Here is a 23577-nt window from a genome sequence, read left to right on the forward strand (position 1 = left end):
GCGCCCCGGTGGCTGCAAGTCGAGAGACGGTCAGAGAGACTTCAGTTCAAGCTTCTGTCCCGGCCGTGCCGGTTCCACCACGCTGTCACCCGGCACCGAGACGAAGTCGGTGACCGCGAAGCCGTCGGGGTTGTTGGCCTTGGGGCTGATGCGGATGATCTCGACGCTCTTGATCGCCTGGTTGTCCTCGGCGCGCAGCGTGCGCTTGCCGGTGGCGCTGTCGAAGGTCAGGCCCTTCAGCGCGGCGATGATCGCATCGGCCCTGGTCTCGCCGCCGGTCTTCTCAAGTGCCGCCTTGTAGGCATAGACCGCCGCATGGGCTTCCGCCGCCCAGCCCATCGGATACTTGTTCCCGGTGCGCGCGACATAGGCATCGTAGAGATGCTTCGACATCGGGTTGTCGGTGTTGCCGTTGAAATACCAGTGGGTGCCGGTCCAGGTGTCCGGGGTCTGGTCCTTCATCGCCAGCGGCACCAGGAACTCGTTGGCCGAATCGACCAGCACCTTGGTCTTTTCGAACAGGCCGAAGGGCTTCGCCTGCTGGAACAGGGTCACCGCATCGCCGCCATAGGCCGAGGTATACAGCCCCTCGAAGGGCTGGCGCACCGCGGCGGCGATGAAGTTCTTGTAGTCGCCCGCGCCATAGGGCACCAGGATCGGCCGCTGGATCTCGGGCTGTTTGCCGGTGACCTGGGGGAAGACGTTCAGCATCGCATCCACGAAGATCGCCCAGGTGGTGCGGCCATATTCATGATCGGGGATGATGCCGCCCCAGCTGGTGACGTTCGGGTAGCGCTCGGCGATCAGCCGGATCAGGCCGTACTGGCGCGAATAGGGGCTGTCGCCTACCCGGAAGACATTGGGGCTGTAATTCTCGTGGTTCAGCTTTTCGGTGCCGGCGCCGCAGGTCAGCACCGTGCCGCCGGCCGCCTGCATCAGCGGACCCATGGCCAGCGCCACCGCCGAGGAGATGGTACCCAGCTGCAGGTTGACGCCCTGGCCCAGCAGCTCGCGTGCCGCCACCGTCGCGGCGGCCGGGTTGGCCTTGCTGTCGCGGATCTCCAGCGCCAGCGGCCGGCCGTTCACGCCGCCATCGGCATTGATCTTCTCGACCGCGATTTCGGCGCCATGGCGCACGAAGCTGCCGATCATTTCCTGTGCGCCCGACAGCGGCGTCACCAGGCCCAGCGTGAGCGGGTTGTCGGCGGCACGGGCGCCGGGGATCCACAGCCGGCTCATCGGCGCGATCGCGGCCGCGGCGGCGGTGGTCTTCAGCAGGGTGCGCCGGCTGAATTTCGGGCCCTTGAAGCTCTGGGTCATCTCTGTCTCCTCCCTGGGCATGGCGCGGTTCTGGTTGGTGTCCCGTGGGGCACGGGCCGCGCCTTCATGCCTCATCCATGCGATGGGTGCAGATCGTGTCGGTCGTGTTCGGGTGCCCCGGCAAGCTGCCGGCGCAGTTCGGTCTTCAACACCTTGCCCAGCGGGTTGCGGGGCAGCGCATCGGTGAGGAAGACCCGTCTCGGGATCTCGTAATCGGCCAGCACCGCCGTAGCGGCCGCTTGCAGCCGAGCGATGAAGTCTTCATCGGTTTCGATGTCTTCGGTTGTGTCCGGCGCCGTGCGCACCACCACCGCCGCGACATCCTCGCCCAGCCGCGGATGGGGCAGGGCGATCACCGCCGCCTCGAACACGCCGGGGATGCGGTGCAGCACGTCTTCCACCCGCCGGGCGGCGATCTTCAGCCCGCCGCGGACGATCACATCCTTCAACCGGTCCAGGTGGTGGAGATGGCCGTCGGCATCTATCCGCCCCCAGTCGCCGGTGCGGACCCAGCCATCCCTGATCGTCTCCGCCGTCGCCTCGGGCGCGTCGCGATAGCCGATCATATTGGCCGGACTCAGGATTTCGATCTCGCCGGCTTCCCCCGCCGGCAGTTCGCGGCCGTCCGCATCGGTGATCCGCACCCGGCAGAGCGGCATGGGCCGGCCGACCGAGCCGGGCTTTGCCGTCACCTCGTCGGGGAGAAGCATGGTGCCGGTGGGGCCCGTCTCGGTCATGCCGTAGTTCTGGCGCTGATCGACTTCCGGGAACCGTCGGGCCAGTGCCAGCACCGCCTCCTGGGGCATGGCGGCCCCGCCGTAATTCCAGAGCCGGATGCTCGACAGATCGGGGGCGTCTCCGCCCGCCCGCGCCAGCGCATCCAGCAGATAAAGAAAGCCCGAGGGCACCGACAGCAGCACCGTGCTGCGCCGGGTCGCGATCCGCGCAAGGATGCGCGCCGCATCGAAGGCGGGCTCCACGATCATCGCCGCCCCGGCCCAGAGCGCGGCCAGCGGGTTGAAATGCACGCCCGAACTGGTGAAGAACGGCACCGCGTGATGATGCCGGTCATCCGGCGTCAGCCCCAGCGCCGTGCCGAAGATCGCCCCCGTGGCCACGGCAGAGCGGTGGCTGTGCTCCACCGCCTTGGGCCGGCCGGTGGTGCCCGAGGTGAAGATCAGATCGGCGACGGCCTCGGGCGCCACCTCGGGCAGGGCGAGACCGGCATCGGCATCCGCCGTCAGCCCGGCGAGCCCGTCGCCCAGGTCGATGCAGCGGGCAGCACCGCCCGCCCGCGTGATCGCGGCGGCAAGCCGCGGCATCAGCCCCGGTTCGGCAAAGGCGAGCCGCAGCCGGCCAAGCGCGATGGTGTGGTCCAGATCCTCGTCGCCATGGCGGGGGTTCAGCGGCACCAGCACACCGCCGGCCAGCGCCGCGGCATACTGCACCAGATGGGCCTCGGTGACGGCGGTGTTGCCGGCCAGCACGCCGATGCCGTCACCCGGCCCGACACCCGCCGCCACCAGCGCCCGGGCCAGCCGCTCCGCCTCCGCCGCCATGGCGGCGAAGCTGGTGACGGCCAGCCCGTCCGGCTCGGCCGGCCGCAGCAGCGAGGGGGCGATCAGCATGGGCGCCGCGCCATGTTCCGCCGCCCGCGCCCGCAGAAGACGGCCGAGCGTGCCCGTCTCCGCAATCCTGCGGGCGAGATCGGCTTCAAGCGGTCCCTGGGGCGTGGGGGCAGCCATGGCGGTTCCCTCTGGTGAGCTTATCGACCGGCCAGCTTATCGACCCGTGAGCTTATCGACCGGTGAAGGCCGGCTTGCGCTTCTCGCGGAAGGCGGCGACCGCCTCGCGATGGTCTTCGGTCAGGTTCGACATGCTCTCGTACCCGATGCAGGCATCCATCATCGAATGGGCCAGCTGCTTCAGGGCGATATTGGTCGCGGTCTTGGTCCAGCGGATCGCCTTGGTGGCGCCCCCGGCCAGGCGGTCGGCCAGGGCATAGACCTCGTCGTCCAGCCGCTCCGGCGCGACCGCGCGATTGATCAGCCCGATCTGCGCCGCCTCGGGGGCGGTCAGCAGGTCGCCGGTCAGCAGGAATTCCTTGGCGCGGGCAAAGCCGATCAGCTGCGGCCAGATCACCGCGCCGCCATCGCCCGCCACCAGCCCCACCGAGACATGCGGGTCGCCGATCTTGGCCTTGTCCGAGGCGATGATGATGTCGCACATCAGTGCGATGGTCGCACCCAGCCCGGTGGCATGGCCGTTCAGCCGGCAGATCAGCGGCTTTTCAAGATCCAGCTGGCTGAACACGATGCGCTTGGCCTCAAGCCCGGTGCGCTCGAATTCGCCGGGCACATCGATATGTTCCTGCATCCAGTTGATGTCGCCGCCGGCGCAGAAGGCGCGGCCGGCGCCGGTCAGCACCACCACATCGCTGTCCGGGTCCATGGCGAGGTCGGTGAACAGCCGCGAGAATTCCTCGTGCAGCCGGGCATTGACCGCATTCATCGCCTCGGGGCGATTGATGGTTGCGGTCAGCACGCGGTTGCGGCGTTCGAAGGTGAAGCACTGATAGTCGCGGAATTCGAAGGCGCCGGGTTCGGTGGTCACGGGGCTGGTTTCCTCTCAGGCGGGGCGGTTCGTCTGCCGCCCTTGGGTGATGTCTTCAAAGTCTCTGGCGATCAGGCGGCGTTGCTCTGCTCGGCGGTGGCGATGAAGCGGTCCAGATGCAGGTCGTTACCGCCCATGCCGGCGGCGATCACCTTCAGGCGCTTGAAGCCGTGGCCGACGATCATCTCGTCGGTCATGCCGATGCCGCCATGCAGCTGGATCGCCTCGCGGCCCACATGCATCGCGAGTTCGGCCACATGCAGCCGGGCGGCCGACACTGCGCGGGCGCGGGCGAGCACGTCGTCCTCGGCCAGCGCGACCGTCGCCATGATCACCATCGACCGCGCCTCTTCGCAGGCGATATGGATATCGGCCATGCGGTGCTGCAGTGCCTGGAAGCGGCCGATTTCCTGGCCGAACTGGCGGCGGGTGCGCAGATGGTCCAGCGTCGCCGCCTTCAGCCGCTCCATCACGCCCACCGCTTCCGCCAGTTCCGCGGTGATGGCGCGATCGATCAGCGCGGCCAGGATGGCATCCGCCGCGCCGGCCAGCAGGGCCGCCGCCGGCACCTCCGTGCCCTCGAACGCGATCTCGGCCGCGGTCATGCCGTCGAGTGTCGGATAGCCGGTGCGGGTGATCCCCGGCGCCGTGGCCTCCACCAGGAACAGCCCGGTGGTGCCGCCCGGCATGCTTGCCGAAACCAGCAGGCAATCCGCCTCGGCCCCGGCACGGACCACGCTCTTGGTGCCGTCCAGCCGCCAGCCATCGCCCACCGGCACCGCCCGGGTGCTGCGTGGGGCGGCCGGGTCGCGCAGGCCGGGCTCGTCATGGGCGAAGGCGACCACCAGCCGGCCGCCGGCGATGGCCGCCAGCCGCGCGTCGTCGTCGGCCGACCCGGTCAGCATCAGCGCCGCGGGGGCGATGACGGCGGTGGCCAGATATGGTTCCACCATCAGCCCGCGGCCGATCTCTTCCATCACGATCATGGTCTCGACCGCACCGCCGGCACTGCCGCCCGCGGCTTCGGGCAGCGCCACGCCCTGCCAGCCCATTTCCGCCATATCGGCCCAGGCGGCCCGGTCGAAACCGCCGGCCGCCGCGGCCTTGCGGCGCTTCAGATCATAGCGCTCCGCGACCCAGCGCCTGGCCATGTCGCGCAGCATCGACTGTTCTTCGGTGAAGCGGAAGTTCATGTGATGCTCTTTGTTTGGCCCTCGCCGGGCGGGCACTCCGTGCCCTTGGCCGCCGCCGGGTTTTTTTAGCCCCCTCGCCGGGCGGGCGCTGCCGCGCCCTTGGCCGCCGCCTCAATGGCGGCTGGGAGCCTGTTGTGAACGCAGGCAGTGCCCAGGCTTCCGGGCGTTGCGGTCAGAGGCCCAGGGCGTGTTTGGCCAGGATGTTGCGCTGGACTTCGTTGGAGCCGCCCCAGATGGTGGGGGCGCGGTGGTAGAGGAATTCGGCCAGGATGCCGGCGGCGCCGTCGAGGCCGATTTCGATGCCCTGCGCCTCTGCCTCCAGCAGCCGCACATCGAAGGGGATGCCGTAGAGGCCGAGCACGTCGGTGGCGAGTTCGGTGATCGCCTGCACCAGTTCGCTGCCGCGGATCTTGAGCAGGGAGGCCTCGGCCCCGGGACCGGCCCCCTCCATGGCGGCGTCCAGCATGCGCAGCGTGGTCCATTCCAGCGCCAGCACGCGGATCTCCAGCCGGGCGATGCGGTCGCGGAAGCGGGCATCATCGGCCAGCACGCCCCGGCCGTTGGCATGGGGCAGGCGGGCGGCCATGCGCCGGATCTTGCCGATCAGCCGCCTTGCCTTGCCGGTTTCGGCCGAGAGCATGCGCTCATGCCCCAGCAGGAATTTGGCGTAGGTCCAGCCCCGGTTCTCCTCGCCGACCCGCTCGCTCACCGGCACGCGGACATCGTCGAAGAACACCTCGTTCAGGTGATGGGCGCCATCGATCGAGATGATCGGCCGCACCGTCACCCCCGGCTGCTTCATGTCCAGCAGCAGGAACGAGATCCCCTCCTGGGGCCGTGCGGCATCCGCATCGGTGCGCGCCAGGCAGAACATCATGTCGGCCCAATGGGCCATGGTGGTCCAGATCTTGGATCCGTTGACGATATAATGGTCGCCATCGCGCACCGCCCGGGTCTTCAGCCCGGCCAGATCCGACCCGGCACCCGGCTCGCTATAGCCCTGGCACCAGAACACATCCGACGACAGAATGCCCGGCAGATGCCGTTCCTGCTGGTCGGCATTGCCATAGGTGAAGATCACGGGGCCCACATAATTCACCCCGAAGGGCAGCAGCCAGGGGGCACCGGCGCGCGCGGTCTCTTCCTGGAAGATATAGCCTTCCACCGGCGTCCAGTCGCACCCGCCCCATTTCTTCGGCCAGAACCCCGCAATCCAGCCCTGTTCATACAGGATCTTCTGCCAGCGGATGTGATCCGCACGGGAAAGATGCCGCCCCTCCAGCACCTTCGCCCGGATATCCTCGGGCAGCCGCTCCTCGCAGAACCGCCGCACCTGATCGCGGAACGCCCGCTCTTCGGCCGTGAACTCGGCGTGCATGCCTCGCTCCGAACTGATTAATGATTCATAAGTCATTATTCTTGTCGCTGAAACCGGGGCGGGGCGCAAGATCAAATCGCGTTGTGCAGTACAGAAGAAATTTTAGGAGGGGTTGTGCGGTGCGGTGGGAAAGGTGGCGGGGCGGGGCAGGGGACGAGGGGTGCCTACTTGCGTCTGCGGGGTTCGGCGGTTGATCGCGTGGGCAGCCTTACAGGTCTACGGCTTTGAACTCTTCGATCACGTCCCGAACACGATGCGGCGGACAGGATATGTAGTCCGACTAGATCTCATCACAGCCATGAGGATAGCCCAAGAGGTTGCTCATGGATGCTATTACGGCACAGTAGAATTCGATATCGTTCAGACTTTGCTTCGGCCATGCATCAAGAAGGATCTTTGCGACGTTTCTTTCAACGCCGATCAGTGTCTGGAACTCCCAATCCGGAAAGAAGGGCCCTTCGACGGCGGCGCGCAGGCATTCTCCTGCGATCTTCATCGCTTCCGGGCTGATTGCGCCCAGGTTTACCATGGGGCTGTTGGACCTTCATGATTGCCAGCTGGTGGGGATGTGGAGAAGAGCATCGCTACGATGTTGGTGAAGTTCATCCATGGATAGGTTTGGTGCCCAGGTTGGGCGGTTTAGCGGCGGAAATTTCCTCACCATGACGATAGTCGCACAGGGGTGGGCTTATACATCCCCCCGATCTCATGTGTTCTTCTGCGCCGGGAGATGAATTTAATGATGTGGCACGCACCTGTTCACAAAAGATCGTTTGGCCTCGGCTACTGATGCGGACGGCTATCTCGACTTTTGGTCGCATAAACCTCGCGGCGATTGATCGCTCCGTTGCGCTCATGCCTCTTCCATAATTCAGGTCGTCGGGGCTATGCTAGCGGTGGGTAGCTGGTGTCCACAAGAGGTTCTCAAAGCAGGTTTCTGCAAGGTTGGGGACAGGGCCCAACTCAAATATCTACCTTTTCAGTCTCGAGGCACCCCCTTGGCGGGAGAAGAAGGATATGAAGATAAAGCATGTAACCATTCATAATTTTCGGTCGGTTCACCATGCGGACTTTGATCTCTACGACTACACAATGCTTGTAGGGGCTAATAACTCCGGAAAATCTACCATTATCAACGCTTTAAGAATATTTTATGAAGATAGCATCAAATGGTCAAAAGATGATCTGCCCAAAATAGTTGGACCAGATCGAGAATCTTGGATTGAGTTAGAATTTGAATTAAATGATGATGAATTCAGGAGTCTACCTGAAAAATATCAGGGGCATTATCATAATCTAAAGGTAAAAAAATTCCTAGCATCCGAAGAAAGTCCGGGGCGGGTAAAATCTGGACAAAGTAATATATATGCCATGCTCCCGGATGGCTCTCTTGAAGAAAATCTATTTTTTGGGGCAAAGAGTATAAGTCAAGCAAAGCTCGGTAGGGTTATATATATACCTGCACTAAGCACTCCCTCAGAGAATTTCAAAACAACCGGAGCTTCGCCATTTCGTAATGTTATTTCTTTTTTGCTGAAGAAGGTCGTTGAAAATAGCAAAGGTTATGCCGCTTTGGGTACGGCGTTTGATACCCTCAATTCCGAAGCAAAGGGCGAAGCTGGATTTCTTTCGCAGCTAATTAATCCGATGAATACTGCATTGAGCAGGTGGGGTGTGAGTATGAAACTGGAAGTAAAGCCAGTCACCCCGGAGGAGATCGTTAAAAATCAAATAGCGCATGCTTTTCAAGATGAAAACTTTGATGGCGATCTATCTATTGATAGATTTGGGCATGGATTTCAGCGCTCTGTGATATACGAGCTAATTCGTCTGGCTCCAATATTTGAGGATTCGAAAAAACGAGACAAGAAAATTTTCGATCCGGACTTTACACTCCTGCTATTTGAGGAGCCAGAAGCGTTTCTCCATCCCAACCAGCAAGAAAATCTGGCGTTAAGCCTACGGAAGCTGGGCGGAGAGGCAAATCAACAGGTTCTCATTACAACACATTCTCCTGTTTTTGTCGGAAAGGCGGCTAAGGATCTCAAGCAGATTATCAGGCTGCACCGTCAAGAAGGCGTCAGCAGAGTCTTTCAGCCTTCTGAGCAGAATCTTGAGGAACTTCTGTCGGGAGCGAATAGACTCAAAGAAGCTCTTGAGAAATTTGTAAATGATTTAAGTATAGATGATTCAAGAAAGGCAAAAGCGAGGAGGCTGATCGCTAGTTTTCCAGACAGAGAAGTGGCGATACAGGAAGATAGTTTCCGGTTCCAACTTTGGCTTGACGGGGAACGGGCATCTGCCTTCTTTTCTGATAAAGTTATAATTTGTGAGGGAGCTACAGAAAAGGCGCTTCTTAACTATCTGCTAGAGAATGACTGGGAACAATTCAGAAGTAACAGTATCTTTATTCTTGATGCACTGGGTAAATATAATTTCCCGCGCTATCTTTTGCTGTTTGAAATTTTTGGAATACCACATGGTGTCCTCCTAGATGGTGACGTTAATAGAAATGAACATGAGGCAATTAATCAGCTCATTCACTCGCTTCGAGGAACATATACGATCGACATACATCAATTTGAGAAGGATTTGGAGGCATTCATCGGCACAGAGAAGCCGCAGTCCGGTCGTGATGACAAAAAGCCGATTGAGGTGCTTAAGGCCATTTCTGAAAATAGAATAGATATAATGAAAATATCGGAGCTACAGACAATTTTTTCCACTATCTGCGGCATAGGAAATAAAGAAAACTTACTATAAGATTATTATTTTGTCCAAGGACAATCACGCCCGTCCATGCTCAGCATGTAATCGTAGAGTTAAAATGGCGAGATCCACATCTTCCTTCGTTGGGCGAAATGTATGTTCGTTCATAAGATGATAGTGGAGTTCATTCTGCGGATGATCAAGCCGCTGCTCTTATTTGGCGGTCTAAATGAAGATGTCGTCATGATGATGCAATCGATGAGATTAATGACGCATGCTCGTTTCTGCCATCACCAACCTCACACGTCGCCCAAACCATCCTCATAATCCCGCGCCCCATGGATCACATGAACGATCAACACTCGGTCCTCTTCCACCCGATACAGAATAAGATAGTCGCGCCAGGGGCGGCGTCGCAGGCCGAGGTGTTGATAGCGGGGCAGGGTGGGGTAAGCGTGGGGTGTGTCGCCGAGGCGGCGGGCCACGTCGCGAAGTTCGCGGATAAAGCTTGCCGCGCGCCGCGGATTGTCCCGGGCGATGTGATCACCCACCGCCCGCAGGTCAGCCTTTGCCTCGCTGGAAAACTCGACCCTCACGACTCCGCGCGCGCGTCGGCCATCGCCATATAGCGGGCTTCGAGTTCGTCGAAGACGTCTTCGGCAGGGTGGGTGCGGCCAGCCGCGCCGTCGGCCAGGCCGCGCATGACGGCGGCGTCGAGGGCGGCCAGGCGCCGTTCGCGTTCCTCCATCAGGCGGAGGGCGTCGCGTATCACCTCGCTGGCGTTGTTGTACCGGCCGCTGGCGAGCTGGGCCTGAATGAAGGTCTCGAAGTGCTTGCCGAGGGTGTAGCTGCCGGGCATCGCCATTCTCCTCACCTCTATCGTTGAATGATAGTGTCGGCGCTGATGGCGTGCAATGTCCCGTGGCAGGCCGGGATGGACAGCTTCGCCGGCCCGATGCACCATCTGGCTGACGCGTCCATGCGGGAGACCTCAATGCCCCGACCGTCAGATTCTCCGGATCCGGCACCGCCCGGGCCATCCGACTGCCCCGAGGAATCAATCCCGGCCACCGCCACGCCGGATGTGTCGGCAGTCATCGATCCCAGGGTCTGTTTACGCGCCGCCATCGCCCGCGGCGTGAGCGACGACTTCATGATCGACGGCCGCGAACAGCCCGATCTCCCGCCCTCCGATCTCTCGCACTTTGATTTCTGACCCCCCAAAAAAAACAGCCGCACCCCCAAGGATGCGGCCGTTCTCACCCCGTCGCCCCGCCCTTGTCCGGGCAGGCCGCAGGTCAGCTCTTCTTCAGCGCCGCCGAGGCGTTGCCGATTTCGAAGGTGCCCTGGGCGGTGCCGCTTTCCGGCACGATTTCGCGGGCGCGGTCGCCGATCTCGTCGATGCGGGCGGCGATCTGTTCGGCGGCGTCGGGGCCGTCGCCGATATAGACGCCTTCGGTCAGCGTCACATAAGCGCGTTCAAAGCTGCCGGCGCCGGCGTTCAGGATCATGCGGGTCGGCGCGTCTTCCGACACCAGGTAGAGCAGGCCGGGGGAGACCGTTTCCGGGCGCAGCGCCGCCAGAACCTCGGCGGTCATCAGGCCTTCGGTCATGCGGGTCGCGGCGGTGGGGGCCAGGCAGTTGACGCGGATGTCGTTCTTCACGCCTTCCAGCGACAGGGTCTGCATCAGCCCGACCAGCGCCATCTTGGCGGCGCCGTAATTGGACTGGCCGAAATTGCCGTACAGGCCCGACGACGAGGTGGTCATCACCACGCGGCCGTAATTCTGCGCGCGCATGATCTCCCACACCGCCTTGGTGCAGATCACCGCACCCATCAGGTGCACGTCGACCACCAGGCGGAAATCGTCCAGGCTCATCTTCGCGAAGCTCTTGTCGCGCAGAATGCCGGCATTGTTGACCAGAATGTCGACCCGGCCCCAGCGCGCCATGGTCTCGGCGACCATCGCCTCAACCGCCGCCGCATCGGTCACCGAGGCGCCGCTCGCCATGGCCTCGCCGCCGGCGGCCTCGATCTCGGCCACGACCTGGGCGGCCGCATCCGAAGACCGCCCGTCGGCGCCCAGATCGTTCACCACCACCTTCGCACCGCGCGCGGCCAGCGCCAGCGCATGACAGCGGCCCAGGCCGCCGCCGGCCCCGGTAACGATCGCAACGCGGCCGTCGAACCTCATGCTCATGAACTCCACCTTCCCTGTCGGTCATCTTCCGCTCCGCAGGTCCGGCCACGCTCTTGGCATATGTTCCCGGGCAAACAGCCCTCCGGGCATATGGGGGCATGATCGGCGGACCCGCCGCCCGCAGCGCGTCTGCCGCGGGCCGGCGCGATCATAGCGGCTGCGCGCCGCAGCGCAAAATATACGGTGTTTGAAAGATCTTATGGCCGGCCATAGGCGCCGGACCCGCCGGCCTCGGCCGAGGCCTCCCGCGCTGCGGCGAAGATCAGGGCGCGGTCGGCCTCGGGCAGTTCGCTGCCGCTGGTCGTGGTCACCACGCAGGCCACCTCGTGCTGGGCATCGAAAACCGGCGCCGCCTGGCCGGTGATCCCTGAGAGCAGATGGCCGCTGAGTTCATGGCCGAAGCTTTCGCGGATCCGCGCCAGATCGCGGGCAGCCGGCGGCTTGCCGCGAAACGGTGCCGGCTGGAGTTTGCGCGCGACCTCGATCCGCTCCGGCGGCAGGAAAGCCTGAAAGACCAGGCCGCAGGCGGTGTTGTCCAGCGGCAGCACATCGCCCAGGCCAATGGCGCTGATCGAGAAATAGGCGCTGCGATACCAGCGCACCACGGTGGGGCCGCGATCGGTCCAGATCGCCACCCCGCCGCTGGCGGCGATGCGCATGGCCAGCGCCTTCATATGCCGCGCCGCCACCTCCACCGCATCGATCCGGCGCAGCGCGCCGATGCCGATATCCAGCGCCGTGGGCCCCAGATCATAGCGGCCGCTGGCGGCTTCCTGCACCGCCAGCCCTTCCTTGATCAGGCTTTGCATATAGCGATGGGCGGTGGAGGTGCCGGTGCCGGCGCGCCGGGCCAGATCACTCAGCGCCATCGGCCCCTCGGCATCGGCCAGGATGGTGAGAAAGCGCGCCGCGATCGAGACCGACTGGATGGTACCGGATCGCCGCTCCACACCCTTGTCGTCCTCCATCTCCACCCCGCTCATCGAAGCACCGAGGGCAGCCAGAGGGAAATACCGGGGAAAGCGAGCAACAGAACCATGACGACCATTTCGGCGAGAAGAAACCACGCGGCGCCGCGCACCACGCGGCCGAAGGAGATGCCGGCCGGCATCAGACCATGGGCCGCAAACAAGTTCAATCCGAGCGGCGGCGTGATCAAGCCGATCTCGATATACTTCACCGCGATCACCCCGAACCAGACCATGTCGAGCCCGCGTGCCTCCACCGCCGGCAGGAAGATCGGCAGCGCCAGCAGCATCACCCCCATCGGGTCCAGCACCGTGCCCAGTGCCAGCAGCACCACCGACAGCACCAGCAGGAAGGCGATATCGGTGTCGGCGAAGGCCGCCAGATGGCCGGCGACGAATTCCGGGAAGCCGGTCAGCGCCAGATAGGTGGACAACGTGCTCGCCCCCACCGCCACGATCAGGATCGCGGCCGTGGTCCGGGCGGTGTCGGCAATGGCGGCCCGAAAACCCGCGCGGTCGAGCGAGCGGCGGATCAGCGCCACGATCAGCGCCGCCAACGCCCCCAGCCCGCCCGCTTCGGTCGGCGTCGCGAAGCCGCCATAAAGCCCGGCGATCACCATGGCAGCGATCGCTGCCACCGGCCAGACGCCCAGAACCTCGCGCCAGCCGGGCCGGGGGCCGTCATCCGCGCCGCCGGCGCTGCCGGCGATGGCGGGGTTCAGCCGCGCGCGCAGGATGATCATCACCGAATAGGCAAGGGCGGTCAGCAGCCCCGGCACCAGGCCGGCGGCGAACATGGTCAGCACCGATTGTTCGGTCAGGATCGCGAAGATGATGAAGGGGATCGACGGCGGGATCACCGCGGCGATGGTGCCGGCACAGCCGCAGACCCCGGCGATCAGCCCCGGATCGTAGCCGCGTTTCAGCATCTGTGGCACGGCGATGCGGCCGACCCCCACTGTGGCCGCGAGGCTCGACCCCGATGCCGTGCCGAAAGCCGCGCAGGTGATGTTGGTGGCAACCGCCAGCCCGCCCGGCACCCGCCGCGTCAGGTGCTGGAACAGCGCGAACAGCACATCGGCCAGCCCGGCGCGGGCGACGATATTGCCCATCAGCAGGAACATCGGCACGGCCGACAGCTCCCAGCTGGCGGCGAATTCGAGCGGCGCGCGCGACAGCAGGGCAAAGCCCGGCCCGATGCCGATCATCGCCACCGTCCCCGCCAGCCCCGCCGTGAACAGGGCGAAGGCGATCGGCACCCGCAGGGCCGCCAGCCCCAGGAACAGCAGCAGGGCCAGGCAGGCCTGGTATTCGGGGGACAGGGTCTCAGGCGCCATGGGGGGCCTCCACCGGCGGGCGGCCGGCTGCGGTGCGGATCAGCTGAACCAGGGCCACCAGCGCGAGCGCGCCGAAACCCGCCACCACCGCCCAGCGCCCCGGCCAGACCGGCAGGGAAAAGCCGGTCAGGACCACCCGCTCGCCGCGCAGCGTCGCCACCCAGGCGACATCGAAGGACAGCCAGGTGAACAGCCCCGCCACCGCCACCGTCACCAGGGCGGCGGCCAGCCGCTGCAGGTAAAGCGCCCGGCCGCCCAGCCGTTCGGCCAGCACCGCCACCTCGATCTGCCGGCCGGTGGCCTGAAGCCCCGCGAGCGGCAGGAAGACCGCCATCACCATATAGATCCGGGCCACCGCCTCGGGCATGCCTTCGGGTGTGCCGCCGCCGATCAGGCGGATGATCAGATCCAGCGCCATATGGGCGAACATGGCGAGCACCGCCAGTTCGCCCAGCGCACCGGTGGCCGCGGCCGCAAGCGCCGCCACCCGGTCGAGGATGCGCATCAGCCGGGGCACGCTGCCAGGCTTTCCGGGAAGACGGTCTCGGTCAGCAGCCGGGTCATCTCGGCCGGGTCGGCCTTGATCTTCGGCAGGTAGTCCTCGTGCCATTTGCGGTAGATCCCGGCGATCCGCTCTGCGAAGGCGTCGGGTTCCGCGATGCCGCGCGCGGCCGCACGGGCCGCCAGCGCCTTGATCTCGCCCGCCTGATAGGCGGGCCAGGCCGCCTGCATCGCCGCGTCGCCGCCCGAGAAGGTCGCAACCGCTTCAAGCTTCGGGCGCACCATGGCATCGGCGTCGATATAGGCCTTCTGCACATAGGGCAGGGCGGATGCGGCGGCATGGGCCAGGATCGCCTTGCGGTCGGCCTCGCCGATCCGGCACCAGGCGTCCAGGCTGACCGAGACCGGCACCGCGCCACCGACGATGCCCTGGGGCATGTCGATCACGCCCCTGACGACATCGGTCAGGCCATAACTCTGCGCCCAGCTGAGCGGCACCAGCGCGCAATCGGTCTTGGCCGTCTGCAGCGAGATCAGCAGATCGGTGATCGAGGTGGTGACCGGGATCATGCCCAGCGCCTCGGCCCAGCGCGCCTCGGGGCTGCCGATCACGCTGACCCGGCGGCCCTGAAGATCGGCCTTGCCCGCAACCGGGCTGGTGCACTGCATCGCCATCGGTGCGGTCGCATTCAGGAACAGCGGGATCTGGCCCTCGCGGCGCATCTCGTCCAGGCAGTCGGGGCAGCCCTGAAAAAAGGCTTCGTTGATCGCGCCCATCGCCGCCACCGGGTCGACGCCGAAACCGGTCAGTTCCGACATCACCGAGGCATGGGGCAGGTCGGACGGGTAGAAGGCCAGTACCACGAAGCCCGCATTCACCACGCCGTCGCGGATCGAGGACAGCACCGTCGGCATCTTCACCACCGTGCCGCCGAACAGGCCGCGGAATGTGACCCGGCCTTCGGTCACGGTCTCGATGCCCTTCAGGAAGGGCACCACGCCCTCGCGATTGAACAGCGCCTGTTCCGGCACCGGCGACCCATAGGTCAGCGTCGCCGCCTCCGCCGCCGTGCCGGCGGTCGCCGCCAGGCAGATCGCCGCCGCGGCAAGCCCGCGGCGCAGTGTCGTCAATCTGGTCATGGGTCCTGTCCCCCGGTCTGTCGTCTCCCGCTCCGCGACCGGCCTTGCTGTCCTGTATCGCGGAATATATTCTGGATCGTGGAACACGCTCCGCCATCTGTCAAGGACGCCCGCATATGCGTAAGGAATTGATCGGTCTCGATCATCTGATGATTTCAACCCCGGATCTGCCGGCGATCCGCGCCTGCTATCAGCGGCTGGGTTTCTCGGTGACGCCCTGGCGGACCAACGAGCCGATGGGCGGCGGCAGAACCGGCGGCCGCGGCGGCAACCATCTGGTGCTGTTCCGCCCCACCGATGACCGCATGACCAATTTCCTGGAATTCGCCTATGCCGACCCGGCCCATGCCGTGCCCTATATGCGCGACCTGCTGGGCCGCAGGCCGGCGCTGGCGATGATCGTCCACGCCGCGACCGATCTCCGCGCCCTGGATGCGGGCTGGCAGGCGGCAGGCTTTCCGCCCTGCATGTATTACGAACTCGACACCGACTATCGCGACCCCGAGGACGGCACGGTCGACCGGATCCATTTCCGGGTGCTGGTGCCCGATGCGCCGCGCGGCCCGCTCGCCTTCAATGCCTGCGAGGTGATGGACCGCAGCCATTATCTGCGCCCGGCCTGGATCACCCATCCGAACAGCGCCGAATACTGGGCGGCGGCGACGGTGGTGACCGATGATCCGGCGGCGATGCGCAATCATCTGGCAGCGATTTACGGCATCGATCCGGCCGGGCAGGGGCCGGTCTCGGTGACCCTGGGCGATCAGACCCTGACGGCGATCGATGCCGCAGGCTTCGCCGCCGCCTGGGGCGATGCCGCGCGTCGCGCCGATGGCAGCGCCGCCGAACTGGCAGTAGAGGTGCGCATCGCCTCGGCCGATACCGCCCGCGCGGTGCTTGCCCGCAATGGCGTGCGCTTCCGGGACGAGGGCAGCCGGCTGGTCGTGCCCGCGGCCGAAGCCGGCGGCATCGTGCTGGTGCTGGCCGAGGCCGCCTGAGCCATGCGCGCCCCCCAAACCCACGAAACCCTCCCCATGGCTGGCGCCATCGGCCTGATCGGCGGCACCGGCTGGCCCTCCACCGCGCTTTATTACGAGCGTCTGAACCGTCTGGCAGAGCCGGGCACCGTGCCGGTGCTGATCGCCAGCCTGTCCTTCGCGCCCGTCCTGGCCGATGCCGAACGCGGCCGCTTCGATCTGGTCACCGCCGCCTTCGTGGCGGCGGGGCAGGGGCTTGCCGCGGCCGGGGCCGGTGTGATCGGCCTTTGTGCCGCCACCGCGCATCTGGCCTTCGATGCGGTCGCCGCTGCCGTGCCCGTGCCCTGCCTGCACATCGCAGAGCCCTTCCGGCACCCGGCCGGTCTCTTGCCCAACGGTCTCTTGTCCAAAGGGGCCGCGGTCGGCGTGCTCGGCACGGCACAGACCCTTGAAGCGGGTGTATTTACGGGCCCCCTCGCCGCGGCCGGCCACAGGGTGGTGACACCCGGTGCCGGGCTGGCGGCGGGGCTCGACCGGGCGATCAAGACCGGCATTTCCTCCGGGCGTCCGACCCCGGCGGATATCGCCGCGGTTCAGGCCGCCCTCGACGATCTGGTTGCGGGTGGGGCCGATGCCGTCGTGCTCGGCTGCACCGAATTGCCGCTGATCCGCGACCGGCTGCGGCCGGCCGTGCCGCTGATCGATGCGGTGGCGGCCCATTGTCAGGCCCTGCTGTCGTGGTCGCGCGGCTGAGTGCTGCCGCCTGTGCCAAAAAAAACCGCGCCGCGGGAGACAAGAACCCGGCAGGCGCGGTGAAGGATCGCACAGGGAAAGTGCGGGCAAGGAGACGACCATGACGAGCCGAAGGTCCGATGACCCGGTCCGTCCCGATGTCCAGATCACATTACCGCTGCACTGCTTAACGAGGCGTGAACTCCCGCAGGATTTTCGCGGGCCCCGACAGAAATCTGCATGATGTGTCGCAGATCGGCGCTCCGCGACGTGCAACGGGTCTGTGTCCTTTTCGGGGCGCGCGTCAGGGTCTTGCGGGTTCTTCTTGCCTGTCTTTCGCGTGCAACAGCAGGTCCCGGGGGGTGATATCCCTCCCGCGGGTGAAAAACATTGCCGGAAGATGTCCACCGGGTGTCAGCGCCGGGGCCTTGGCGGGCCCCGGCTGCCGGCCTCCGATCCGTGGCCAGGGTGACCACAAAACGCCACCTGGACCTTCGCCCCCATCAACCCATATCATTTCAACGACGCGGCGCACGGAACAGACACCGCAGCCGCCGGAGTGTCATCGGTCAACACAGCCGACGGGGGATGCATCATGTCGCATGTCACCGCAAGTATCGGAAATCTTCCCTACGCCGTCTCGATTTCGACCGGAAACCATCGCCTGGCGTCCGACGAGCCCGTGGTCATGGGCGGGGGCGATCATGGCCCCACACCACACGATCTTCTGTTGTCGAGCCTTGCATCCTGCACGCTGATCACGCTCAAAATGTATGCGCATCACAAGCACTGGCCGCTGCTGGCGCTCGACGTGGAGTTGAGCTTCATCCGCGATGAAGCCGCAGAAGATGCAGTGACGGTGGAGCGGGTGATCACGCTGCACGGGCCGCTTTCCGATGCCGCCCGCGACGAACTCGCCGATCTGGCCGAACGCACGCCGGTCACGCTTCGTCTGAAGCCGGGTCTGCCGATCAACACCATCTTCCGTCAGGCGGCGGTGCCGGTGATGGCGGAGGCCTGAGCGAGCCTCCGTCATCCTTCGCGGCCGGCGGCCTCAGGCCGCCGCCACCGCCCTCAGGAAGCCGTCCACCGTGCCGCGCAGCCGGGTGGAGCGTTCCGCAAGCGTGCGCGCCGTGCTCAACACCTGCGCCGAGCCCGACGCGGTGGCTTCCGCCGCGATGGTCACCCCGCCGATCGTGTCGGTCACGTCCTGGGTGCCGCGGGCGGCCTGGTCGGCATTTCGGCCGATTTCGGCGGTCGCGGCCGACTGCTGCTGCACCGCGGCGGACACGGCACTCGACATGCCCTGCACCCGGTGCACCACTTCGGCCATCCGGCCCACGGCATCCAGCGCCGCGCCGATGCTGCCATGCATATGCTCCACCCGTCCGCGGATGTCGCCGGTGGCCCGTGCGGTCTGGGTCGCCAGGCCCTTCACTTCCGATGCCACCACGGCAAAGCCCTTGCCAGCCTCTCCGGCGCGCGCCGCCTCGATGGTTGCGTTCAGCGCCAGCAGATTGGTGTGGTTGGCGATCTCTTCGATCAGCGCAATCACCGCGGCGATATCGTTGCCGGCGCGGTCCAGCTCGCCACCCAGCACCTTCACGCGCTCGACCTCGTCGCTGGCATCGCTTGCAACGCCACGGGCGGTCTCCATCTGCCGGGCCACTTCCGAAACGGTCGCGGTCAGCTCTTCGGTCGCCGCCGCCACTGCCTGAACATTGGCCGAGGCCTGCCCGGCCGAACTGCCCACGGTCGAGGCCTGGCGCGAGGTCTCTTCCGAGCTTGACGACAGCAGCTGGGCGGTCGCTTCCAGCTCCACGGCCGAACTGCTCATCACCGCCAGCATCTCGGCCACTTCATGGTCGAAATCGCGGATCAGCTGTGCCACCTCGGCGGCGCGGCGCTCGCGGGCCGTCACCTGAGCGGCTTCCGCTTCCAGCAGCCGGCGGCGTTCCTGCGCATTGTTGCGGAAGACCAGCATGGCGCGGGCCACGTCGCCGATTTCGTCGCGGCGATCGGTGCCCTGAACCTCGGCATCCAGATCGTCGGCCGCCAGCCCGTTCAGCCGCCGCACGGTGCGCTGCAAGGGGCGCGCGATGGTGGCGATGGCGATCAGCAAGCCGGCGATCAGGCCGGCCAGGGTACCGACGATCGCGGTGACCACGATTTCCATTTCGGTCTCGTGGCCCAGCATGCGGGCATCTTCGGCAACCGCATGCGCCCGGGCCTCGATATCCTCGACCAGATGCGCCACCTCGTCAGACAGGGCGTGGGTGGTGGCACGACCCCGCTCCACCTCCTCCACCACGGCCCGCTGGGCGGCGTCGATCTCGCGGCCCTCGTGGCGGCGCGCCACCTCCAGGGCGTGATGGACCTCGCCGACATAAGTCTCGAAATGCTGTTCGATCAGCGCAATGCGCGGCAGGTCGCCTGCTTCGGCATGATGGGTCATATCCTCCAGCAACTCGCGGAAGCGCAGCACGCTCTCCTCGATCTCGGCGGTTGCTGCGGGCAATTCGCGCGGATCGGCCGCCAGCCGGTATTCGGCGTGGCGGATATCGCTGATCGCCTTGGTCGCCAGCGTGCCGTCCAGCACCTCCATCCCGGCCTCTTCAACCCGGGTGGTGGCATCGATGCACACCACCAGGCCGCGATAAGACACCACCGATATCGCCGCGGTCACCGCCGACATCAGGATAACGATCGATGCCACCTTGTGGGTCATCTTCAGGTTGGAGACAAATCTGTTCAGCATGGCAGGCGCCGCCGTCTTTTTGTGGGAAGCTGACGGCAGTATCCCTGTTTCCCTTTAAACAAATGTAAAAAGCGCCGTGCGAAATATTTGCGGCACCCCGCTCCTTATACCAATCATCATGGATGATACATGGCCAGTACAGCCTGTTCAGCCGCGAATCAGTCGCATGATCACCCGGTCGAGGGTCTGCAGAAAATTGGACCGGTCGCGCTGGGTCATCGGCTTCGGGCCCTTCAGCCCGCCCTGATCGGCGCCGGCGCGCAGATCGGCCATCAGCGCCCGCATCGCCAGCGCCTGGCCGATATTGGCCCGGCTGAATTCTCGGCCATCGGGGGCGATCACGGCCGCCCCGGCTTCCAGGCAGCGGGCGGCGAGCTGGATGTCGGCGGTGATCACCACATCGCCGGGCGTGACATCGGCGACGATCCGGTCATCCGCGGCATCGAAGCCGTCGCCGACGGTCACCAGCTCAACCCTCGGGTCCTGCGGCACGTTCAGCCAGGCATTGGCCACCACGCGCACCTTCAGCGACAGGCGCTGCGCCACCTTGTAGGTTTCGGCCTTCACCGGGCAGGCATCGGCATCGATATGGATCACGGGTGGGGTCATGGGGCGGCAGTCTGCCCTGATCCGGCCTCGGATGCCAGCGCCGCGGCGCGGGCCAGCAGCCGTTTCGCATTGCCATAGCGGGGCAGCTCCACCTCGATCCCGTCCAGCATCACGCGGGCGGCACCCTCAGCCCGTGCCGCCTCGAAGGCCGCAACCAGCCGCTCGGCCTCAGCCACCTCGTGCACGGCCGGGGTCAGCGCGGCATTGATCACCGCCGCATGGGCGGGGTCGACCAGGCTTTTGGCGACATAGCCCAGCCGCCTTGCGCGCAATGCATCCGCCCCGGCGCCTGCGTCATCGCGCCAGGTATAGGGGCAGTCGACGGCGATCACGCCCGCCGCCACGCAATCGACCAGAAACCGGCCGCGGGCATGGTCCAGCTCGGCCGCATCGGGCCCGCGTATGGCCCCCAGATCGGCGGCGAGGTCTTCCGATGCCATCAGGCAGCCGGCGACGCGCGGGCTGGCGGTCGCGATCTCGAAGGTCAGGCGCAGCGCGCGGGCACTTTCGATATTGGGTAGCAAAGCGGTGGAACCCGGCGGAATGTCATATGCCGCTTCCAGCGCCGCCACCGCATCGGCAAGCCGGATCACGTCCTCAGGGCCGCTCACCTTGGGCAGGGCCACGATCTCAGGCCGGCCGCGCATCACGGCCTTGAGGTCGGCCATGCCGTCGCCATCGAGCGGATTGACCCTGACCGCCACCCGCTTGCCCGCCGCCCGCCAGCGCTCATAGGCCGCAGGCGCCAGCGCCCGAGCCTCGGGGCGGCGGGCAGGGGGCGTGAAATCCTCCAGCTCGTGGATCAGCAGATCGGCGGGGCAGGCCGCCGCGTCCGCGATCGCGGCCTCCGAGGCGCCTTCCACGAACAGCCAGCTGCGGCAGAGGCGGAAGCGGTCGGGCGCCGAAGTCGTGTCGGCGGCAGCGCTCATCCCCGCACCCGCTCGGTCGCCTCGAACTGGCGGGCGGCATCCAGCAGCACCGGCAGATATTCGCCCTCCAGCATCTCCACGCTCACCCGCGCCGCCTGGGCGCTGACATTCATCGCCGCCACCACCACGCCGGTGCGGTCATGCAGCGGCACCGCGATCGACCGCAGCCCCAGCTCCAGTTCCTGATCGGCGATGGCATAGCCCTGGTCGCGGACCAGGGCCAGCCGGTCGCCCAGGCTTTTCATGTCGCCCAGGCTGTGGGGGGTGCGGGGCTCGAAAGAAATGTCGCGCAGCAACATATTGCGCCGGGCCGGCGGCAGGTTGGCCAGCAGCACCTGGCCCATCGAGGTGCACCAGGCCGGCAGCCTTGCCCCCACATTCAGGCTGATCGCCAGGATCCGGTGCCGGGCGGCGGCGCGGGCCACATAGATGATGTCGATCCCGTCCAGCACGGCGGCAGAGCAGCTTTCGCCCAGCGTGTCGCTCACCCGGCGCAGCCAGGGCTGGATCGCCTCGGTCATGTCCAGCGACGACAGGTAGGAAAAGCCCAGCTCCAGCACCATGGGCGTCAGCTCGAAATACTTGCCGTCGCTGCGGGCATAGCCCAGCGCCTCCAGCGTCAGCAGGAAGCGGCGGGCGGCCGCACGGGTCAGCCCCGTGCGCTCCGCCACCTCGCTCAACGTCTGGCGTGGCGCCTCGGCGCCGAAGGCGCGCACGACACTCAGGCCGCGGGCGAAGGATGCGACGAAATCAGGCGAATCCGGGTCGATCATCGGCCGCTCCGCGACAGCATGGGTGCCGTTCGTGGGGTGAACGTCCCCCATGCTAGGCGAACGAAGCCCATCCGTCCATCCACGCATCCGTGTCGTCTTGTGGCCACATGGAAAAAGCCAGGTATCGCATTGAACCTGCGCGGCGGATGGTCTATCTGGGGAAGGGCGTGTCGGGACCACACCAGAGGTCATTCCCCCGGGGACGGGCGGGGAATGCACCTGTCGTGCAGGAGCCCGTGCCGTGCCCCAGACCGGCGCCCTCGATCAGACCAGTCCCTCCGATCAGACCAATTCCGTCGATCAGACCAATACCCTGGGCCCGAACGACCACATCCAGTCGCTGACCCCGCTTCGGGGCATCGCGGCGCTCTGGGTGGTGGTCTATCATTTCAGCTTCCAGTATCTCCCCAATATCCGCCCCGAGGCGCTGACCGAGGCGATCGGCAAGGGGTATCTGGCCGTCGATCTCTTCTTCATGCTCAGCGGCTTCGTCATCACCCATGTCTATCACCGCAGCTTCACCGCCGATCCGCCCGGCCGGTACCGGGATTTCGTCAAGGCGCGGATCGCCCGGCTGTACCCGCTGCATCTGGCAGTGCTGGGGTTGTTCGTCGCAACCACGCTCGGCGCCCGGGCGATGGATTATGCCCTCACCGGGCATTTCGAGATGATCCCGGTCGACGGCGCGCGGTCGATCAGCGCGCTGGTCGCCAACCTGTTCATGCTTCAGGGGCTGAAGGCGTCGGAACTCAGCTGGAACTATCCTGCCTGGTCGATCAGCCTGGAATTCATCGCCTATCTGATCTTCCCGATGCTGTTGCCGCGGATCTGGGCGGCGCCGCGCGGGGCGAAGCTCGCGCTGGCCGGCCTGCTCTATGCGGCGCTGGCCTGGTTCGCCTGGGATACCGGCGACGACTTCAATCAGTGGAACGGGCCGCAGACCCTGCTGCGCTGCCTGCCGGAATTCCTGCTCGGCAGCCTGCTTTATGCCGCCTTTCGCCATGGTGGCGCCGGTCGGCTGCTGGGAGGCGACGCCGCCGGCCTTTTCCTGCTCGGCCTGACGCTCGTCTGCCTGCATCTGGGGGCGCCGGATCTCGTGACCGTCACCCTGTTCGCCGGGCTGATCCTGGCGCTGGTCGCCAATCGGGGGCTGGTCGCGCGCGCGCTCAACATCCGGCCGCTCGACTGGCTGGGCCGGGTGTCCTATGCGCTCTATCTGATCCACGGCTTCGTGCAATACGCCGCCACCCGGATCATCACCGATCTGACCGGGGCGGGGCGAGAGGCGCTGTCGCCGGGGTGGTCGCTGGTCACCTTCGCGATCATGACCGCGGTGAGCCTGGCCCTTGCCCACCCGGCCCATCACCGGATCGAGATCACCGGCCGGCGGGGTCTGCGCCGGCTGCTCGGCATCGACCGGCAGCCGGCGGCGGCGTAGC

General features: G+C 65.7%; 23 protein-coding genes. 6 read left to right on the forward strand and 17 right to left on the reverse strand.

The window, feature by feature from the left end; genetic code table 11:
- Positions 1 to 30 precede the first annotated feature (30 nt).
- The 6 genes from TMO_RS21985 to TMO_RS22010 form a co-directional block, all read right to left on the reverse strand.
- Entirely contained in the window at positions 31 to 1320 is a 1290-nt protein-coding gene (locus tag TMO_RS21985) for an ABC transporter substrate-binding protein (protein ID WP_014753000.1), read from the reverse strand.
- Positions 1321 to 1391: 71 nt separating this feature from the next.
- A complete protein-coding gene (locus tag TMO_RS21990) occupies positions 1392 to 3065 on the reverse strand; it encodes a class I adenylate-forming enzyme family protein (protein ID WP_014753001.1) in 1674 nt (557 codons plus the stop codon).
- A 52-nt stretch (positions 3066 to 3117) separates the two neighbouring features.
- Complete coding sequence (locus TMO_RS21995; protein ID WP_014753002.1) at positions 3118 to 3933, reverse strand: enoyl-CoA hydratase/isomerase family protein; 816 nt, start codon at positions 3931 to 3933, stop codon at positions 3118 to 3120.
- Positions 3934 to 4004: 71 nt separating this feature from the next.
- Complete coding sequence (locus tag TMO_RS22000) at positions 4005 to 5126, reverse strand: acyl-CoA dehydrogenase family protein (protein WP_014753003.1); 1122 nt, start codon at positions 5124 to 5126, stop codon at positions 4005 to 4007.
- 172 nt (positions 5127 to 5298) lie between these two features.
- Positions 5299 to 6504 (reverse strand): acyl-CoA dehydrogenase family protein, encoded by a 1206-nt coding sequence (locus tag TMO_RS22005; protein ID WP_041607344.1) that lies wholly within the window; start codon positions 6502 to 6504, stop codon positions 5299 to 5301.
- Positions 6505 to 6784: 280 nt separating this feature from the next.
- On the reverse strand, positions 6785 to 7033 hold the full coding sequence (locus TMO_RS22010; RefSeq protein WP_014753005.1) for a hypothetical protein: 249 nt from the start codon (positions 7031 to 7033) through the stop codon (positions 6785 to 6787).
- 488 nt (positions 7034 to 7521) lie between these two features.
- Between TMO_RS22010 and TMO_RS30780 the strand changes: the two genes are divergently transcribed.
- Positions 7522 to 9267: an ATP-dependent nuclease gene (locus tag TMO_RS30780; protein WP_014753006.1), complete on the forward strand. Its 1746-nt coding sequence runs from the start codon at positions 7522 to 7524 to the stop codon at positions 9265 to 9267.
- Positions 9268 to 9512: 245 nt separating this feature from the next.
- Here TMO_RS30780 and TMO_RS22015 read toward each other — a convergent pair whose 3' ends face one another.
- Together TMO_RS22015 and TMO_RS22020 are read right to left on the reverse strand one after the other, a co-directional pair.
- Positions 9513 to 9809, reverse strand: coding sequence for a type II toxin-antitoxin system RelE/ParE family toxin (locus tag TMO_RS22015; protein ID WP_041607346.1), 297 nt, complete (start codon positions 9807 to 9809; stop codon positions 9513 to 9515).
- Positions 9806 to 10072, reverse strand: coding sequence for a type II toxin-antitoxin system ParD family antitoxin (locus TMO_RS22020; protein WP_014753008.1), 267 nt, complete (start codon positions 10070 to 10072; stop codon positions 9806 to 9808). The genes TMO_RS22015 and TMO_RS22020 overlap by 4 nt, the downstream gene beginning before the upstream one ends.
- A gap of 75 nt (positions 10073 to 10147) precedes the next feature.
- Between TMO_RS22020 and TMO_RS22025 the strand changes: the two genes are divergently transcribed.
- Positions 10148 to 10429, forward strand: a complete 282-nt coding sequence (locus TMO_RS22025; RefSeq protein ID WP_145978363.1) for a hypothetical protein — start codon at positions 10148 to 10150, stop codon at positions 10427 to 10429.
- Positions 10430 to 10511: 82 nt separating this feature from the next.
- Here the strand turns inward: TMO_RS22025 and TMO_RS22030 are convergent, their stop codons facing one another.
- The 5 genes from TMO_RS22030 to TMO_RS22050 form a co-directional block, all read right to left on the reverse strand.
- Positions 10512 to 11414 (reverse strand): SDR family NAD(P)-dependent oxidoreductase, encoded by a 903-nt coding sequence (locus TMO_RS22030; protein WP_014753010.1) that lies wholly within the window; start codon positions 11412 to 11414, stop codon positions 10512 to 10514.
- A 197-nt stretch (positions 11415 to 11611) separates the two neighbouring features.
- Complete coding sequence (locus TMO_RS22035) at positions 11612 to 12382, reverse strand: IclR family transcriptional regulator (protein ID WP_086015179.1); 771 nt, start codon at positions 12380 to 12382, stop codon at positions 11612 to 11614.
- 11 nt (positions 12383 to 12393) lie between these two features.
- The gene (locus TMO_RS22040) at positions 12394 to 13719 is read right to left on the reverse strand and encodes a TRAP transporter large permease (RefSeq protein WP_014753012.1); all 1326 of its coding nucleotides are present in this window, start codon (positions 13717 to 13719) and stop codon (positions 12394 to 12396) included.
- Positions 13709 to 14236, reverse strand: a complete 528-nt coding sequence (locus TMO_RS29885) for a TRAP transporter small permease (protein ID WP_014753013.1) — start codon at positions 14234 to 14236, stop codon at positions 13709 to 13711. Before TMO_RS29885 ends, TMO_RS22040 begins: the two co-directional genes overlap by 11 nt.
- Complete coding sequence (locus tag TMO_RS22050; RefSeq protein WP_014753014.1) at positions 14224 to 15360, reverse strand: hypothetical protein; 1137 nt, start codon at positions 15358 to 15360, stop codon at positions 14224 to 14226. Before TMO_RS22050 ends, TMO_RS29885 begins: the two co-directional genes overlap by 13 nt.
- 116 nt (positions 15361 to 15476) lie before the next feature.
- On the opposite strand from TMO_RS22050, the gene TMO_RS22055 reads away from it, so the two are divergent.
- From TMO_RS22055 to TMO_RS22065, 3 genes are all read left to right on the forward strand, one after another.
- Entirely contained in the window at positions 15477 to 16358 is an 882-nt protein-coding gene (locus tag TMO_RS22055) for a VOC family protein (RefSeq protein ID WP_014753015.1), read from the forward strand.
- Positions 16359 to 16394: 36 nt separating this feature from the next.
- Positions 16395 to 17090: an aspartate/glutamate racemase family protein gene (locus tag TMO_RS22060; protein WP_041607353.1), complete on the forward strand. Its 696-nt coding sequence runs from the start codon at positions 16395 to 16397 to the stop codon at positions 17088 to 17090.
- 574 nt (positions 17091 to 17664) lie between these two features.
- Positions 17665 to 18090, forward strand: a complete 426-nt coding sequence (locus TMO_RS22065) for an OsmC family protein (RefSeq protein WP_014753017.1) — start codon at positions 17665 to 17667, stop codon at positions 18088 to 18090.
- A gap of 33 nt (positions 18091 to 18123) precedes the next feature.
- Here TMO_RS22065 and TMO_RS22070 read toward each other — a convergent pair whose 3' ends face one another.
- From TMO_RS22070 to TMO_RS22085, 4 genes are all read right to left on the reverse strand, one after another.
- Positions 18124 to 19827, reverse strand: coding sequence for a methyl-accepting chemotaxis protein (locus TMO_RS22070; protein WP_014753018.1), 1704 nt, complete (start codon positions 19825 to 19827; stop codon positions 18124 to 18126).
- Positions 19828 to 19974: 147 nt separating this feature from the next.
- Positions 19975 to 20436 (reverse strand): YaiI/YqxD family protein, encoded by a 462-nt coding sequence (locus tag TMO_RS22075; RefSeq protein WP_014753019.1) that lies wholly within the window; start codon positions 20434 to 20436, stop codon positions 19975 to 19977.
- Positions 20433 to 21365 (reverse strand): HpcH/HpaI aldolase/citrate lyase family protein, encoded by a 933-nt coding sequence (locus TMO_RS22080; protein ID WP_014753020.1) that lies wholly within the window; start codon positions 21363 to 21365, stop codon positions 20433 to 20435. The genes TMO_RS22075 and TMO_RS22080 overlap by 4 nt, the downstream gene beginning before the upstream one ends.
- A complete protein-coding gene (locus tag TMO_RS22085; protein WP_014753021.1) occupies positions 21362 to 22138 on the reverse strand; it encodes an IclR family transcriptional regulator domain-containing protein in 777 nt (258 codons plus the stop codon). The genes TMO_RS22080 and TMO_RS22085 overlap by 4 nt, the downstream gene beginning before the upstream one ends.
- Before the next feature lie 241 nt (positions 22139 to 22379).
- Between TMO_RS22085 and TMO_RS22090 the strand changes: the two genes are divergently transcribed.
- Positions 22380 to 23576 (forward strand): acyltransferase family protein, encoded by a 1197-nt coding sequence (locus tag TMO_RS22090; RefSeq protein ID WP_014753022.1) that lies wholly within the window; start codon positions 22380 to 22382, stop codon positions 23574 to 23576.
- Position 23577: the final 1 nt, after the last annotated feature.

The organism is Tistrella mobilis KA081020-065, assembly GCF_000264455.2.
GTDB classification, from domain to species: Bacteria; Pseudomonadota; Alphaproteobacteria; order Tistrellales; family Tistrellaceae; genus Tistrella; species Tistrella mobilis.